The sequence below is a fragment of the Pseudoduganella sp. UC29_106 genome (genome assembly GCF_044055365.1).
GTDB lineage: Bacteria > Pseudomonadota > Gammaproteobacteria > Burkholderiales > Burkholderiaceae_D > Rugamonas.
Genome location: NZ_CP171977.1, coordinates 2,461,369 through 2,475,365, shown reverse-complemented (window position 1 = coordinate 2,475,365; position 13,997 = coordinate 2,461,369). Strand labels below are relative to the sequence as shown.

Sequence of the window (13,997 nt, the reverse complement as noted above, 5' to 3'; positions counted from 1 at the left end):
TCCGCCCCGGCTTCCGGGCAAGCTTACGGCTTGCCCATCACGATTCCCCTCCCGGCCGTGCTCATATAGACCACGCCAAAGGTGTTCATATCCCCAAGCACGAACCTGCCGTTACCCGGCCCGCCGTACTGGTGCCCGTTGTCGTTGATGCGCGTCCAGCTGACGCCTTCGTCGGTAGAGCGGAACAGGCCACGCACACCGCCCACCGTGCCCCAGATGAAGACCGTCGGATACGTCGCCCCCGCTGCCGCCTTGCCGAAACCAACCGCAAAGCAATTGGTGACATTGGCGATATTCGTGAACTGCCAGCCCGAACTCGTCGTGCGCGCCAGGCCGCCGCCATTCAGCGGAACCCAGATATCCCCTTCCCGGCCGGGCGCGGCGCGGATCATGCTTTCTCCGCCGGTGGCGAGCGTATTGAACTTCCAGAAGCTGGCGCCGCTGTCCGTGCTGATCATGAAGCTGCCATCGCCCGGATTATGCACGTAGAACTTGGTGGAATTGACAGGATCCGCTACCGGCCGTGCATTGCTTACGCCCAGGCCGCCCACCGCCGACCAGCTTGCGCCCATATTGGTGGAACGGTAAGTCGTCGCGGAACTTTCCGGGCTATGCAGCAGCACCGTGCCGCTGGCCGACAAGGCCACCTGCCCTTTGCTGCCGTTCATGGTCGTTGCCGACCAGTTGGTGCCGCCGTTGGCGGAGGTGTACATCGTGTTCCCCACCCGCACCACGCTGTTCGTGTTCGCGTCAGCCACGGCCAGGCCCGTGGTCGTGCCCATCGTCGGCGAGTACATCGGGTTGCTGTAGGTGTAGACGTTGTAATGCTGGAAGCCGTCGACGTCGCCCAGCGCGGACAAGGCCGGCCCACCCGGGATACTGACCATATTCAGCGGCACGGTCTCTTCCAGCCCTTTGGTAACGAAGGTCCAGGTGGTCGGCGTGGCATCGATATCGCTGGTCTTGAAGATGCCGTTGCCCGAAGTCAGCCACACCGTCTTGCTATTGAAGGGGTCGAAAACCGCAGTACCGGCCCAATGGATCGTACCGTTCGCAATCCAGCTGATGCCGCCCGTATCCTTGGCGAAGCCGCGCGCCATCACGTCGGTCCAGCTGGCGCCGCCGTTCGTGGAGATATAGACATGGTCACCCCAGCCGTTGCCCTGTGCCGCATACTGATTGACAGACGATGCGACCAGGCGCTGGGAATTGGAAGAATCGACGCTGATGCCGCTGAAGGCCCGCGTCACGCCGGCCGGCGTCACATTGGTCCACGCCCCGTTCGAGATCGTGTACTTCCAGATCTGGCCAGTGTCCATCGGCTCCGAGCCCGACTGGTTCCCGTGAGGACCGGCGCCGTTCGCGTAAGTGATGTACAGGTTGCCGGCGCCGTCAAACGTAGCGCGCTGCGGCATCAGGCCCGATGGGCCGCCGGAAACGGCGCTGAAGGAGCCGCCGGCATTGTCGCTGCGATAGAAATTCGCGCCCACCGAGCCGTAGCGCGATACGCCGACAAACAGCCGCTGCGCCACGCCGCCGGACACGCTGGAAGGATCGGCCATGACCACGCTGATGCCGTTATCGTTCGGTGTGGTCGTCACATTCAGCGAGGTCACCTGCGACCAGGACGCGCCGGAATTGGTGCTCTTGAACAGGCCGTTCCAGCGCGTGCCCACATACAGCACATTGCTCGAACCCGGATCGACGATCAGCCGCTCGCCATTCTGGCGTCCCATGCCATTGCCGTGCGCCTTGAACTGATTGGTCACGTCGGTGACGGAAAAAGTGGCGCCATAGTCGGTCGAGCGCAGGATCGCGCTCTTGCCGCCGTTGAAGTAGCTGATGCCAACGTGCATATAGACATTGGCCGCGTTCTTGGGATCCACGGCCAGGGAATCCACGCCGAGATAGCCGATCTGGTCTTCCGCGACCCAATCCAGCAGCGGCACCCAGCGGCCATTGGTGTTGTCCCACCGGTAGGCGCCGCCGACGTCGGTGCGCGCGTACACGATACCCTGGGTTTTGCTGGGTATGACGGCCGACACGAAACCGCCGCCGCCAATGGCCACGTTGTCCCAGGTGTAGGCCGCCGCGGGCTGCGATACGCTCAGCGACGCCAGTCCGATTGCGGCCGCGGCCCAGGGCACCGCGCGGTGAAGCACTGTTCTGATGAACCTCATCTTACTTGCCTCCTATTGAATAGATATATTTGAACCATCCATTCCTGCACCGGCGCCGCAGACTTGCCGGCAGCCAACACAAGAATGTCTTCAATATATATAAAGCCAATTTAGGAAGCGATAGCGCACAAGCGCTTGGGCTAAATTGTGAAGCCCCTGGTGAAATTCATAAAACAGGCCCGCAACATCAGCCGTTCAGGGTGATGAAGCCGCCATCGATCGGGTAGTCGGTACCGGTGATGAAAGCCGCTTCGTCGCTGCACAGGTATAAGGCCAGTCCAGCCACTTCTTCCGATTTGGCCATCCGGCCTATCGGCTGGGTCTTGGACAATTGCGCAAACATCTCCGCTTCCCTGCCGGGATAGTTGCGCGCCAGGAAACCATCCACGAAAGGCGTATGGACGCGTCCCGGTGAAATGGAATTACAGCGGATGCCGTCCTGCAGGTAATCCTTGGCGACGGACAGCGTCATTGCCATGACCGCCCCCTTGGCCGTGGAATAGGCAAAGCGCTCCTTGACGCCGACCCAGGCTGCAACAGACGCCATGTTGACGATGGTGCCGCCGCCATTGGCGCGCAGCTGCGGGATCGCGGCGTGCAGGCAGTTATAAACGCCCTTGACGTTGACATTGATGACGCGGTCGAAGTCTTCTTCGCTGGTGTTGTCCGCCTTGCCGATGTGTGCGATACCGGCGTTATTGACCAGGATGTCGATCGGGCCGATCTCCGCCAGCCGTGTCCTCACCTCAGCCTGGCTTGTCACATCGCAGGCATGCGCGGACACCACGCCGCCCTGATCCCGGATCTCGCGTACCACTTGCTCGCAGGCGGCATCGTCGACATCGATCACATGCACCACGGCTCCCTGCTGTGCGAAAAGCCTGGCAATCGCCTTGCCGATGCCGCTGCCGCCGCCGGTGATCACCGCCTTCTTGTTATCCAGTTTAAACACGTTCCATGACTCCTATTGATATGGTGGCTGCGCGCTCCCCGTGGCTGGCCTGAAGCGACGCGCGCGCGAACCAGGCAATGACGAGGAAGCACAGCAGCGGCACCGCATAACCGAATTGCACGTTGTGCGTCAGGTCGCTGACCAGGCCGAACAGCAGCGGCAGCAAGGCGCCGCCGACGATGGCCATGATGATCAGGCTGCTGCCCATTTCCGTGTGCGCGCCGGCGCCCTGGATACCCAGCGAGAAAATGGTCGGGAACATGATCGACATGAAAAATGCGATGCCGATCACGGCAGCGATACTCGCCAGTCCTTGCGTGAGCATGGCCACGACCGCCAGTGCGGCGCAGGCCATCGCGTACATCAGCAGCAGCCGCGCAGGGGCGATGAAGCGCATCAGGCAGGTGCCGGCGAAACGGCCGACCATGAACGCCATGCCGCAGCCCCAGCCCAGGTAGTCGGCAGCGCTCACGTCCGACACCCCGGCCGCCCTGGTGGCAAACAGGATGAAGAAGCTGAACACGCAAACCTGTGCGCCAACGTAGAAGAATTGCGCGATGACGGCGCGGCGGATGGCCGGGACCTTCAGCGTGTCGCCGATCGAACTGGCGGCCGGCGCGTCGCCGTGCTTGTCCGCCGCCGTAGTCTCCGCCTCAGGCAATTTCAGGAAAAAGAAGATGAGCGCAATTGCCAGGATCACCAGACCCAGCGCCATATAGGGGCCTTTTACGCTGGCCGCTTCCGCCGCCAGCGCCGCCTGGCGCGCCGCGGCCGGCATGGCGGCCAGTTGCTGTTCGCTGGCCCCCTGCACCAGGATCAGGCGTGCCCCGATGATGGGCGCAAGGGTGGCCGCCAGCCCATTAAACGATTGGGCCAGGTTGATCCTTTGTGCCGCCTTGTCCGGCCTGCCCAGCAAGGTCACGTAGGGATTGGCGGCCGTCTCCAGGATCGTCAGCCCACAGGCAATGGTAAACAGCGCAGCCAGGAAAACCGCGTACTGCTGCGTGTTCGCAGCGGGGATGAACAGCAGCGAGCCAATGGCAAACAGCAGCAGGCCGGCCAGGATCGCACACTTGTAGCCGGCCTTGCGGATCAGGAAGCCGGCCGGCAGCGCCATGACGAAATAGGCGATGAACACTGCCGAATCCACGAAGGCCGATTGCAGCACCGACAGGCTGAACGAGCGCCGCAAGTGCGGAATCAGGATCGGATCGAGATTATGGACGAAACCCCACATGAAGAACAATGTGGTGATCATCACTAGTGCGAAGCGGTAAGAAGGTCGTGCCGAGGGTTCCGTCATGTGTGCAAAGTCTCCGTGCCGGCGCTCTTGTCGCCTGTTTGTCCAGTTTGCTGCCCCTGCCTGCTGCCGCTTAGCCGTCGATCAGTTCCTCGTTCCAGGCATGGACGGTCTGCTCCTGCTCACCCAGGTGAGCGATGCCGAGCCGCATGCGGTCGCCGGGCTTCAGGTAGACCGGATCGGGTTTCTGGCCGAGGCCAACGCCCGGCGGCGTGCCGGTGCTGATCACATCGCCCGGTTCGAGCGTCATGAAGCGGCTGATATAGCTGACCAGCTCCGCGACAGTAAATACCATGGTGCGCGTGTTGCCCGTCTGATAACGCTTGCCGTTCACTTCCAGCCACATGTCCAGGTTCTGCGGATCCGGCACTTCGTCGGTGGTCACCAGCCACGGACCGACCGGGCCAAAGGTATCGCAACCCTTGCCCTTGTCCCACTGGCCGCCCCGTTCCAGCTGGTACTCGCGCTCCGACAGGTCGTTCACGACGCAGTAGCCGGCCACATAGTCCAGCGCATCGGCCTGGTCGACATAGCGCGCGCGCTTGCCGATCACAACACCCAGTTCCACTTCCCAGTCGCTCTTGACGGAGTCGCGCGGCAGCACGACCGCATCGTTGCAGCCGATGATGGAACTGGTGGCCTTCATGAACAGCACGGGTTCGGCCGGTACCGCCATGCCCGATTCGGCCGCATGGTCCGAATAGTTCAGGCCAACGCAAATGAGCTTGCCGATGTCGGCCACGATGGGCGCAAGGCGCACCGGCTGGTCAACGGCCGGCAGCCGCGACGGATCGATGTCGGACAGGCGGGCCAGCGCGCCGCGCGCCAATTGGGCCGATGTCAGGTCGGGCAGCACGCCGGACAGGTCGCGGATCACACCATCGGCGTCCAGCAGGCCGGGTTTCTCATCGCCTTTGGGGCCAAAGCGCAGCAGTTTCATGTTACTCCTTTAAATATGGTTTGCTTTAATGACTAGGGGGCAGCGGCGCGCGCGGATCCACCAGTCCGGATTGTGCGAGCGCCTGCCACAGCGCGGCAGGCACGGACTGGGAAAACCATTGCGCGTTCTGGCGCAGCTGTGCAGCATCCTGGGCGCCGGGGATACACGAGACTACGGCAGGATGGGCCAGCGGGAATTGCAAGGCGGCGGCCTGCAGCGGCACGCCGAATTCGCGGCAGGCAGCGGCAAGGGCCCGTACCCGCTCGACAACCGCGGCCGGCGCATCCTCGTAATTGAACTTGTTGCTGCCCGCCAGGATGCCGGAGTTGAATGGGCCGCCGATGACGACGCCCGTGCCTTCGCGCGCACAGCGATCCATCAGAGGCGCCAGCGAGGCCTGCTCCAGCAAGGTGTAGCGGCCGGCGAGCAGCACGCAATCCAGCGCGCACACGTCCAGCGCGTCGGCCACCACTTCCCATTCATTGACGCCGAGGCCGAACGCCCCGATGGCGCCCTCCCCGCGCAGCCGTTCGAGCGCACGCAGGCCGCCGCCATCGGTCAGCTGTTCCCAATAGTGCGCGTGGCGGTCGCCATGCGTGACGCGTCCGATGTCATGCACATACAGGATGTCGACGCGGTCCAGGCCAAGGCGCTGCAGGCTGTCCTCGTGCGAACGCAGGATGCCGTCGTGCGTGTAGTCGTAATGCGGCCGGAACGGCAGCGGCGCAGCCCAGCCGCACTCGCCGGGCTGTACACCCGGATCAGGGCGCATCAGGCGGCCGGCCTTGGTGCTGATCACATACTCGCCGCGCGGCCGTTCGCGCAGCGCCGCACCCAGGCGCCGCTCGGACAGCGTGAAGCCATAGTACGGCGCCGTATCGAAGTAGCGGATGCCCAGGTCCCAGGCGGCATCGACCAGCGCACGGGCATCGCCGTCCGTCATCGCCTGGTACAAACCGCCCAGCTGGGCACAGCCGAGGCCCAGCTTTGTCAGCGCGAGGCCGCTGCGCGCCAGGCGTCCTGTATTCGCCAGCTCCATGTCAGGCAGCCTTCAGTGGCAGGCAGCCGGGGCCGATCGGCTCGAACTGCTTGTAGGTGAGGATGAACTCCTGGTGGCCCAGGTCTTCCGAACGGGTGCACTCGCCATTCGCGACGCGGGCAACCAGCTCCACGATCTCACTGCCAACTTCGCCGATGCTGGCGTGGCCGGTCAGGATGCGGCCGGCGTTGACATCCATGTCGTCAGCCAGGCGCTCATAGGTCGCGGGGTTCGCGCACACCTTGATGACGGGAGAGATCGCGGATCCGACCACCGAGCCGCGCCCGGTGGTAAACAGCGTGACGTGGGCACCGCAGGCAATCAGCTCCACGATTTCGGCATTGTCCGAGATATTCGGGAAACCGAAGCGCGGTTCGCCGTCCGGCACCACGTCGAGCAGGTAAAGGCCGCCGGTTGGCGGCAAATCGCCCGGCTTCAGGATGCCGCTGATCGGCGAGGCGCCGCTCTTGGCATAGGCGCCCAGCGACTTTTCCTCCTGCGTCGTCAGGCCGCCGTCCGCATTGCCTGGCGCGAAACTGCCATGCCCCATGATGGTGTAGTAGCGCGAAGCCTTTTCCACCGTCTGCACGATCGCCTCGCCCAGTTCCGGCGTGACCGCGCGCCGCTTCATGTGGAATTCGCAACCGACCAGTTCACCCGTTTCCTCGAACACGCAGGCGCTGCCGGCCGCGATCAGCTGGTCGAAGGCGGCGCCGACGGCCGGATTGGCGGTGATACCGCTGGTGCTGTCCGAGCCGCCGCAGATCGTGGCCACGATCAGTTCATCGGGCCGCATCGGGACGCGCTCCTGGCCGGCCAGGTCTTCCAGCGCCCACTGCACCCACTCCACGCCGCCCTTGACGCCCGAGCGGGTGCCGCCTGCGTCCTGAATGGTGATCGTGTGGACCGGCCGGCCGCTGTCCGCGACGGCTTGCCCTACGCCGGTCTTGTCGAAGCTCTCGCATCCGAGCGACACCAGCAGCGCCGCGCCGACGTTCGGGTGGGTCAGCACGCGGCGCATGATCGTGTCCGCATATTCGTTCGGGTAGCATCCGGGGAAGCCGATCAGGTGCACCGGCTGGCCGGGAAAGGCATTGACGATCAGGCGCGCCACATGATGCGCGCACTCCACGAGATAGGCGACCACAACGACATTGCGGATGCCCTTGCGTCCGTCCGCGCGCGGATAACCCGTCAGGGCAATATTGGCGATACTAGTGGGCGTTGGTCATTGTGCTTTGCTTCCGATGAAATGATGGCCGTCCTGGTCCAGCGTATAAGTCGGGATGTAGTCGCTCTCGAGATTGTGCGTGTGGATATGCGCAGCAATCGCGATTGGCGCCGTCGCGGTGCCGATGATGGCGCCATAGCGCAGCACCTTCTCTCCCGCCGGCAGCGCGCGGCGGGCGACTTTGTGGCCGAGGCGAACGTTGCCGGGAAGAGTCACCGCGTGGCCATCGATGTAAACCGTGTCCCCGGCCTTGAGGTCGACGCGCGCAATAAGGCAATTATCCTCTGGTGACATGAGCAGCAGGCTACTGGGCTGCTCCGGGGTGATGCTTGGCATGGCTGTCCTTTGCAGGTAAAGAAATGCGGTCATGGCCTGCCTTTGCCGGATTGCGGCGCCGGGCAGGTGTTTTGAAAATTGTATTCTATAAATTCAAAACATACGACCGATTCCTATGCTGCATCGCAACATAAGCAACCAGTGCCCGACTGCCCTATTCGACCTTGTTCAGTCGCCCTGGCGGCGGCTGGCGGCGATTAGTTTTTCCAGCGCCTCGCGTGCACGCTGCTGGGCCTCGAGGTCGATCTGGCCGTGAATGTCGCGTAGCGCCTGCCCTGCGTTGACCAGGCAATCGCGTAACGCCAGCAGGCTGGCGACCAGTTCGCGCATTTCGGGCGAGTCGGGTTCGGGTTCGCGTTCGGGTTCCATTCGAATGCAGGGGCGCGTGATTCCCCTGGCTGGGGCGTTGCTGAAGATATTACGTTCAAGTATTTTCAATTACTGTAGGGAATTCCTGCTTTTCCTGTAGTCCAAATCCCGGTTGCCCCCGCCGGGGACCGTGTTGACACTGTCCAAGGATTACATTAAGCTTCAAGTAACCCGACCGTCCGGTCGGTCGCATTCCAACCCTGGAGGTTCCATGTCCGACGTCATTCAGTACGAAGTGAAAAACAAGGTCGCCACCATCTGGCTCAACCGCCCCCACAAGCGCAACTGCGTCAGTCCGGAAGTACTGGAGCAGATCGGGATCGCGATCGATCGCGCCGAGAAGGACGACAATGTGCTTGCCGTTGTCGTGCGCGGCCGCGGCAACACCTTCTGCTCGGGCGCCGACCTGGGCGAACTGGTGGGCCCGCGCCTGGCCACCACCAACGATTCGATCAACCTGGCCATGGTTTCGGCCCAGACCTACGACCGCTTCTACTCCTGCAGCAAGCCGACCATCGCCGCTGTCGAAGGCTATGCGGTCGCGGGCGGTTTCGAGCTGATGATTTCCTGCGACTTCGCCCTGGCCACCACCACCGCGCGCATCGGCGACTTCCACATCCGCCGCGCCCTGTTCGGCGGCGCGGGCCCGATCTACCGCCTGCCGCGCTATATCGGCATCCGCCGCTCCAAGGAGCTGATGCTGACCGGTAAGCTGCTGACCGGCGAACAGGCCGCGGATTGGGGCCTGGTCAACGACGTCAGCGCACCGGAAGACTTCGACAAGCTGATCGAGGACTTCGTCGCCCCGCTGATCGACAAGAGTCCGTTCTGCATGAAGATCACCAAGATGGCGATCAACCGCGGCCTGGACGCCGACACCCAAAGCCTGATCACGATGGAAACGCTGGCCTGCAATGTGGTGCACCAGTCGGCCGACGCGAAAGAAGGCGTGGAAGCCTTCCTCGCCAAGCGCGAACCCAAATGGACCGGCCGCTAGGCCCATTCGCATCCATCACCAGGAGAAGCGCATGACCCAAGCAGTGATCGTATCGACCGCGCGCACGCCGCTCTGCAAGAGCTGGCGCGGCGCACTGAATATCACCCACGGCGCCGAACTGGGCGCGCACGTGGCCCGTGCAGCCCTGCAGCGCGCCGGCGCCGATCCGGCCGAAGTGGAGGACGTGATCATGGGCTGCGCCTCGCCCGAAGGCGCCACCGGCTACGATATCGCGCGCCAGATTGCGGTGCGCGCCGGCTTCCCGGTCAGCGTACCAGGCGTCACCGTCAACCGCTTCTGCTCATCCGGCCTGCAGGCCATCGCGGACGCCGCCTACCGCATCCAGGGCGGCGAAGGCGATGTCTTCATTGCCGGCGGGCTGGAATCGATCTCGATGGTGCAGAACAATGTGAACCGCGTGAACCTGGAAGACGCGTGGATCGCCGGCCACAAGCCGGAAGTCTATTGGCCCATGCTGCAGACGGCCGAATTCGTGGCGAAGAAATATGGCATCTCGCGCGAAGTGCAGGACCAGTACGGCGCCCAGAGCCAGCAGCGCGCCGCCGCAGCGCGCGCCGCCGGCAAGTTCGATACCGAAATCGCGCCCATCACGGTGGACAGCAAGGTGGTTGACCGCGCCACCGGCGCCGAATCCATCGTCCGCCTCACCGTCGGCGAAGATGAAGGCATCCGCGCCGACACCACCTACGACGGCGTGGCCAAGCTCAAGCCGGTGATCGAAGGCGGCGTGATCACCGCCGGCAATGCGAGCCAGCTGTCGGACGGCGCCTCGGCCTGCGTGCTGATGAGCGACCATGCGGCGGCAAAACGCGGCCTGCACCCGCTGGGCGTCTTCCGCGGCTTCGCGGTGGCGGGTTGCGAACCGGCCGAAATGGGCATCGGTCCCGTATACGCCGTCCCCAAGCTGCTGCGCAAGACCGGGCTCACGGTGGACGACATCGGCCTGTGGGAATTGAATGAAGCCTTTGCCGTGCAGGCCCTGTACTGCCGCGACCAGCTGGGCATTCCGGACGAGCGCCTGAACGTCAATGGCGGCGCCATTGCGCTGGGCCACCCGTACGGCATGACCGGCAGCCGCCTGGTCGGCCACGCGCTGATCGAAGGCCGCCGGCGCGGCGCCAAATATGTCGTGGTGACCATGTGCATCGGCTCCGGCATGGGCGCGGCCGGCCTGTTCGAAGTGCTGCCCTGAACCGGGAGCGGGTTATGGACACAAGCAAGCGCGATGCGCTGGCCGGCTTCATTGCGCGCGAAGCCGGTGCAAGGCAGGTCACGATCACTCATTGCGAGCGCCTGTCCGGCGGTGCAATCCAGGAAAACTGGCGCATCCAGGGCAGCATCGACGGCGGGCCTCACGAAAGCGCGTTTGACTACGTGCTGCGCACCGACGCGCCTTCGGGCGTGGGCGTCAGCCATGGCCGCGCCGAGGAATTTGCGCTGCTGCGGGCGGCCTTTGCACGCGGCGTGACCGTGCCGGAACCGCTCTGGCTGTGCGCCGACAGCACGGTGCTGGGCCGGCCCTTCTGCCTGATGCGGCGCGCCGCCGGCAGCGCAGCAGGCCACCTGCTGGTCAAGGATGGCAAGCTGGGCGGCGACCGCAAGCAGCTGGCATGGCGCCTGGGCAGCGAACTGGCGCGCATTCATTCCATCGTGCCGGAGCCGGGCGAACTGGCCTTCCTGCCGCGCAGCGAAGGCGCTCCGGCGCTGCGTCTTGTGCAGCGCTACCGCGACTGGCTGGACACCCAGCCGGTACCCCGTCCCGCGCTCGAATGGGGATTGCGCTGGCTGGAACGGCATGCGCCGCCGGCCGGCAAGGAAGTGCTGTGCCACCGCGACTACCGCACGGGCAATTACCTGGTCGATGCCGATGGCCTCACCGCCATCCTGGACTGGGAATTCGCCGGCTGGAGCGATCCCCTGGAAGACATCGGCTGGTTCTGCGCCAAATGCTGGCGTTTCGGCGCCAATGAGCGCGAGGCCGGCGGCATCGGCGAGCGCGAAGACTTCTATCGCGGCTACGAAGAGGAATCCGGCGCACCGCTGCCGCGCGCACAGGTGCACTACTGGGAAGTCATGGCCCATATGAGCTGGGCCATCATCGCCCTGCAGCAGGCGGCGCGCCACAGTTCGGGCGAGGAACGCTCGCTGATGCTGGCCCTGACCGGCCACAAGGTGCCGGAACTCGAGTTCGAAATCCTCGACATGACAGCGGAGGCATGATGCGCGAAATCCCGAACGCAGCGGACCTGCTGGATACGGCACGCGAGCTGCTGCGCAGCGAACTGGCGCCGTCCCTGCCGCCCGAGCAGCGCCACCAGGCGCTGATGATCGCCAACGCGATGGTCATCGCGCGCCGCCAGCTGGAAGACGGCGACGCCCCCGAGCAGCGCGAAGTGGCGGCGCTCGGCGAATTGTTCGGCCTTCCTCTTGAAGTGCCGCCCGAACGGCTGCAGGCGGAGCTCACTCAGCGCAACCGCCTGCTGTGCCAGGCCATCCGCGCCGGCCAGGCCGATCCCGGCACGGTGCTGCACCCCGGTGTACAGGCTGCGCTGCGCATGGTGTGCCGCGCCAAGGTCGCGCAAAGCAATCCACGATATCTGGAGGGGCAGCCATGAGCAGTCCACTGTTGTTTGAACGCGATGGCGCCGTGGCGCGCATCCGCTTCCACCGCCCTGCCGCGCTGAATGCGATCGACCGCGACATGGCGCAAAGCCTGCTGGAAGTCAGCCGCTCGCTGCTGGGCGCGGATTGGCTGCGCGCCGTCGTCATCAGCGGCGAAGGCAAGGCCTTCATGGCCGGCGGCGACCTGGCCCGCTTCCAGGCCGACCTGGCGACCGCGCCGCGCACGGCGGCCGAAATCATCGAACCGCTGCACAAGGCGCTGGCCATCCTGGCGGCGCTGCCGCAGCCGGTGCTGGGCAGCCTGCACGGCGCCGTGGCTGGCGCCGGCGTCAGCCTGGCGCTGGCCTGCGATATCTGTATCGCCGCCGACGACACCGTGTTCAATCTGGCGTATTCGCGCATCGGCGCCAGTCCGGACGGCTCGGCTTCCTGGAGTCTGCCGCGCATCGTGGGCTTGCGCAAGGCGCTGGAGCTGGTGCTGCTGTCCGATACCGTGGATGCCGCCGAAGCGCTGCGCCTGGGTATGGTCAACCGCGTGGTGCCGCGCGGAGAGCTGGAAAAGGAAACCGCGGCCCTGGCGGCGCGCCTGGCGTCCGGACCGACTTTCGCCTACGGACAGTCCAAGCAACTGCTGCGCGCCTCTCTCGGACGCGGGCTGGGGCAGCAACTGGAAGCCGAACAGCGGGCCTTCTGCGCCTGCGCCGGCAGCGCCGACTTTGCCGAAGGCCTGGACGCCTTCTTCAACAAGCGCGCAGCGGCCTTCCACGGCCGCTGATCCATCGCTACTGGACAATCACCCCGCCATCGACCGGCAGGCAAACGCCGGTCATATAGGAAGACGCATCGGAACACAGGAACAGCACAGCCGATGCGATTTCTTCCGGCTGGCCGACACGCGCCATCGGAATGCGGCTGTTATCGTTCGGCAGCGGCAGCCCGCGCTCGGCGTAGTACTTCTGCGCCAGCGGCGTCTCGATGGTTCCGGGACAGACCACATTCACCCTCACCCCGCTGCGCGCATGATCCATTGCCGCCCCTTTGGACATGCCGACCACGCCATGCTTGCTCGCGCTGTAGATGGCCGCCCCCCGCGCCGGACACCAGCCCCTGGATCGATGCAATGTTCACGATCGAGCCGCGGCCATGGGGCAGCATTGCATCCAGCTGGTATTTCATGCACAGGAAAACGCCGGTCAGGTTGATGCCCAGCACGCGCTCCACATCGGCCAGCTCATGCTGCTCCAGCGGCGCGATCTTGCCGAAGATGCCGGCGCTGTTGACGGCGCAATCGAGCCGGCCATACAGCGCCACGGTCTGCCCGACCATGGCGCGCACCTCATTCTCGCTGGCGACGTTGGCCTGCACGAACTGGGCTTCGCCGCCGGCGGCGCGGATTTCCTGCACCACCGCCAGGCCGGTTTCCTGCGCCAGGTCGGACACCACGACTCGCGCGCCCGCCTGCGCCAGCATCAGCGCGCAAGCCCGCCCGATGCCGGAGGCGCCGCCGCTGACCAGCGCCACGCGCCCGCGCATATCCATCGCTGCCGGGGCGCTCATGACGATGCTCCCTGTGCCAGGCCGCGGAACATCAGGTCGTAGGCTTGCCGCAGGAAGCGTTCCACCGCCTGTTCGCGCCCAGGCACCGTGGTCACATGCGCCTTGTGCTCGATACGGCAGCTGTCCGCACCGGTGGCGTACACCGTGCTGGTGGCGATATAGGCCGTGATGCCGCCCGGGGGCTGGCCAACGATGGATAGCGTCAGGCTCCTGGCCGCCGGATCGATCCTTTCCAGGCGCTCGCTGACACACTGCGCCGCGCCCTTGTTGTAGATGTGCCGCACCATGCCCACGCCCTCGCCTTCATTCTCCACGCGCTCGATTTCCACCGGGCCGCCGCGCGGCCACCACTGCTGTATCGCGCCGAAATCGGCCAGCAGCGCCCATACCGCCTCGGCCCCTGCGCCGATTTCAGCGCTTGCCTCCAGTTCCGCCATGTGCATCTCCTTGTCT

General features: G+C 64.9%; 15 protein-coding genes and 1 pseudogene. 5 read left to right on the top strand and 11 right to left on the bottom strand.

The window, feature by feature from the left end:
- Positions 1-23: 23 nt before the first annotated feature.
- The 8 genes from ACHMW6_RS12825 to ACHMW6_RS12790 form a co-directional block, all read right to left on the bottom strand.
- On the bottom strand, positions 24-2,180 hold the full coding sequence (locus ACHMW6_RS12825; protein ID WP_395407468.1) for an exo-alpha-sialidase: 2,157 nt from the start codon (positions 2,178-2,180) through the stop codon (positions 24-26).
- Positions 2,181-2,367: 187 nt separating this feature from the next.
- Complete coding sequence (locus tag ACHMW6_RS12820) at positions 2,368-3,132, bottom strand: SDR family NAD(P)-dependent oxidoreductase (RefSeq protein WP_395407467.1); 765 nt, start codon at positions 3,130-3,132, stop codon at positions 2,368-2,370.
- Positions 3,125-4,435, bottom strand: a complete 1,311-nt coding sequence (gene fucP, locus ACHMW6_RS12815) for an L-fucose:H+ symporter permease (RefSeq protein ID WP_395407466.1) — start codon at positions 4,433-4,435, stop codon at positions 3,125-3,127. Before fucP ends, ACHMW6_RS12820 begins: the two co-directional genes overlap by 8 nt.
- Positions 4,436-4,505: 70 nt before the next feature.
- Positions 4,506-5,372: a fumarylacetoacetate hydrolase family protein gene (locus ACHMW6_RS12810; protein WP_395407465.1), complete on the bottom strand. Its 867-nt coding sequence runs from the start codon at positions 5,370-5,372 to the stop codon at positions 4,506-4,508.
- Positions 5,373-5,397: 25 nt separating this feature from the next.
- Positions 5,398-6,411 carry an aldo/keto reductase gene (locus ACHMW6_RS12805; protein ID WP_395407464.1) on the bottom strand — a complete coding sequence of 338 codons (1,014 nt, stop codon included), beginning with the start codon at positions 6,409-6,411 and terminating at the stop codon, positions 5,398-5,400.
- A gap of 1 nt (position 6,412) precedes the next feature.
- Positions 6,413-7,624, bottom strand: a complete 1,212-nt coding sequence (locus ACHMW6_RS12800) for a UxaA family hydrolase (RefSeq protein ID WP_395408598.1) — start codon at positions 7,622-7,624, stop codon at positions 6,413-6,415.
- A 15-nt stretch (positions 7,625-7,639) separates the two neighbouring features.
- The gene (locus tag ACHMW6_RS12795) at positions 7,640-7,978 is read right to left on the bottom strand and encodes a UxaA family hydrolase (RefSeq protein ID WP_395408597.1); all 339 of its coding nucleotides are present in this window, start codon (positions 7,976-7,978) and stop codon (positions 7,640-7,642) included.
- A gap of 168 nt (positions 7,979-8,146) precedes the next feature.
- Positions 8,147-8,347 (bottom strand): hypothetical protein, encoded by a 201-nt coding sequence (locus ACHMW6_RS12790; protein WP_395407463.1) that lies wholly within the window; start codon positions 8,345-8,347, stop codon positions 8,147-8,149.
- Positions 8,348-8,558: 211 nt separating this feature from the next.
- On the opposite strand from ACHMW6_RS12790, the gene ACHMW6_RS12785 reads away from it, so the two are divergent.
- The 5 genes from ACHMW6_RS12785 to ACHMW6_RS12765 are packed head-to-tail and all read left to right on the top strand — an operon-like array spanning position 8,559 to position 12,762.
- Positions 8,559-9,344 (top strand): enoyl-CoA hydratase/isomerase family protein, encoded by a 786-nt coding sequence (locus ACHMW6_RS12785; protein ID WP_395407462.1) that lies wholly within the window; start codon positions 8,559-8,561, stop codon positions 9,342-9,344.
- 31 nt (positions 9,345-9,375) lie between these two features.
- Positions 9,376-10,557, top strand: coding sequence for an acetyl-CoA C-acyltransferase (locus tag ACHMW6_RS12780; RefSeq protein WP_395407461.1), 1,182 nt, complete (start codon positions 9,376-9,378; stop codon positions 10,555-10,557).
- A gap of 14 nt (positions 10,558-10,571) precedes the next feature.
- Positions 10,572-11,585 carry a phosphotransferase family protein gene (locus ACHMW6_RS12775; protein ID WP_395407460.1) on the top strand — a complete coding sequence of 338 codons (1,014 nt, stop codon included), beginning with the start codon at positions 10,572-10,574 and terminating at the stop codon, positions 11,583-11,585.
- Positions 11,582-11,980, top strand: coding sequence for a DUF6285 domain-containing protein (locus tag ACHMW6_RS12770; protein WP_395407459.1), 399 nt, complete (start codon positions 11,582-11,584; stop codon positions 11,978-11,980). Before ACHMW6_RS12775 ends, ACHMW6_RS12770 begins: the two co-directional genes overlap by 4 nt.
- A complete protein-coding gene (locus tag ACHMW6_RS12765; RefSeq protein ID WP_395407458.1) occupies positions 11,977-12,762 on the top strand; it encodes an enoyl-CoA hydratase/isomerase family protein in 786 nt (261 codons plus the stop codon). The genes ACHMW6_RS12770 and ACHMW6_RS12765 overlap by 4 nt, the downstream gene beginning before the upstream one ends.
- A 7-nt stretch (positions 12,763-12,769) precedes the next feature.
- On the opposite strand, the gene ACHMW6_RS12760 is transcribed toward ACHMW6_RS12765, so the two are convergent.
- From ACHMW6_RS12760 to ACHMW6_RS12750, 3 genes and pseudogenes are all read right to left on the bottom strand, one after another.
- Complete coding sequence (locus tag ACHMW6_RS12760) at positions 12,770-13,033, bottom strand: SDR family oxidoreductase (protein ID WP_395407457.1); 264 nt, start codon at positions 13,031-13,033, stop codon at positions 12,770-12,772.
- A 58-nt stretch (positions 13,034-13,091) separates the two neighbouring features.
- Positions 13,092-13,520 (bottom strand): annotated as a pseudogene (locus ACHMW6_RS12755) (SDR family NAD(P)-dependent oxidoreductase); the annotation flags it as partial.
- 20 nt (positions 13,521-13,540) lie between these two features.
- Positions 13,541-13,981, bottom strand: coding sequence for an SRPBCC family protein (locus ACHMW6_RS12750; protein WP_395407456.1), 441 nt, complete (start codon positions 13,979-13,981; stop codon positions 13,541-13,543).
- Between the last annotated feature and the right edge of the window lie 16 nt (positions 13,982-13,997).

Excerpts from the sequence above, each read along its gene's own strand:
- ACHMW6_RS12825 (WP_395407468.1), bottom strand. The coding sequence starts at position 2,180 with ATGAGGTTCATCAGAACAGTGCTTCACCGCGCGGTGCCCTGGGCCGCG.
- fucP (WP_395407466.1), bottom strand. The coding sequence starts at position 4,435 with ATGACGGAACCCTCGGCACGACCTTCTTACCGCTTCGCACTAGTGATG.
- ACHMW6_RS12810 (WP_395407465.1), bottom strand. The coding sequence starts at position 5,372 with ATGAAACTGCTGCGCTTTGGCCCCAAAGGCGATGAGAAACCCGGCCTG.
- ACHMW6_RS12805 (WP_395407464.1), bottom strand. The coding sequence starts at position 6,411 with ATGGAGCTGGCGAATACAGGACGCCTGGCGCGCAGCGGCCTCGCGCTG.
- ACHMW6_RS12795 (WP_395408597.1), bottom strand. The coding sequence starts at position 7,978 with ATGCCAAGCATCACCCCGGAGCAGCCCAGTAGCCTGCTGCTCATGTCA.
- ACHMW6_RS12790 (WP_395407463.1), bottom strand. The coding sequence starts at position 8,347 with ATGGAACCCGAACGCGAACCCGAACCCGACTCGCCCGAAATGCGCGAA.
- ACHMW6_RS12785 (WP_395407462.1), top strand. The coding sequence starts at position 8,559 with ATGTCCGACGTCATTCAGTACGAAGTGAAAAACAAGGTCGCCACCATC.
- ACHMW6_RS12780 (WP_395407461.1), top strand. The coding sequence starts at position 9,376 with ATGACCCAAGCAGTGATCGTATCGACCGCGCGCACGCCGCTCTGCAAG.
- ACHMW6_RS12775 (WP_395407460.1), top strand. The coding sequence starts at position 10,572 with ATGGACACAAGCAAGCGCGATGCGCTGGCCGGCTTCATTGCGCGCGAA.
- ACHMW6_RS12770 (WP_395407459.1), top strand. The coding sequence starts at position 11,582 with ATGATGCGCGAAATCCCGAACGCAGCGGACCTGCTGGATACGGCACGC.
- ACHMW6_RS12765 (WP_395407458.1), top strand. The coding sequence starts at position 11,977 with ATGAGCAGTCCACTGTTGTTTGAACGCGATGGCGCCGTGGCGCGCATC.
- ACHMW6_RS12760 (WP_395407457.1), bottom strand. The coding sequence starts at position 13,033 with ATGTCCAAAGGGGCGGCAATGGATCATGCGCGCAGCGGGGTGAGGGTG.
- ACHMW6_RS12750 (WP_395407456.1), bottom strand. The coding sequence starts at position 13,981 with ATGGCGGAACTGGAGGCAAGCGCTGAAATCGGCGCAGGGGCCGAGGCG.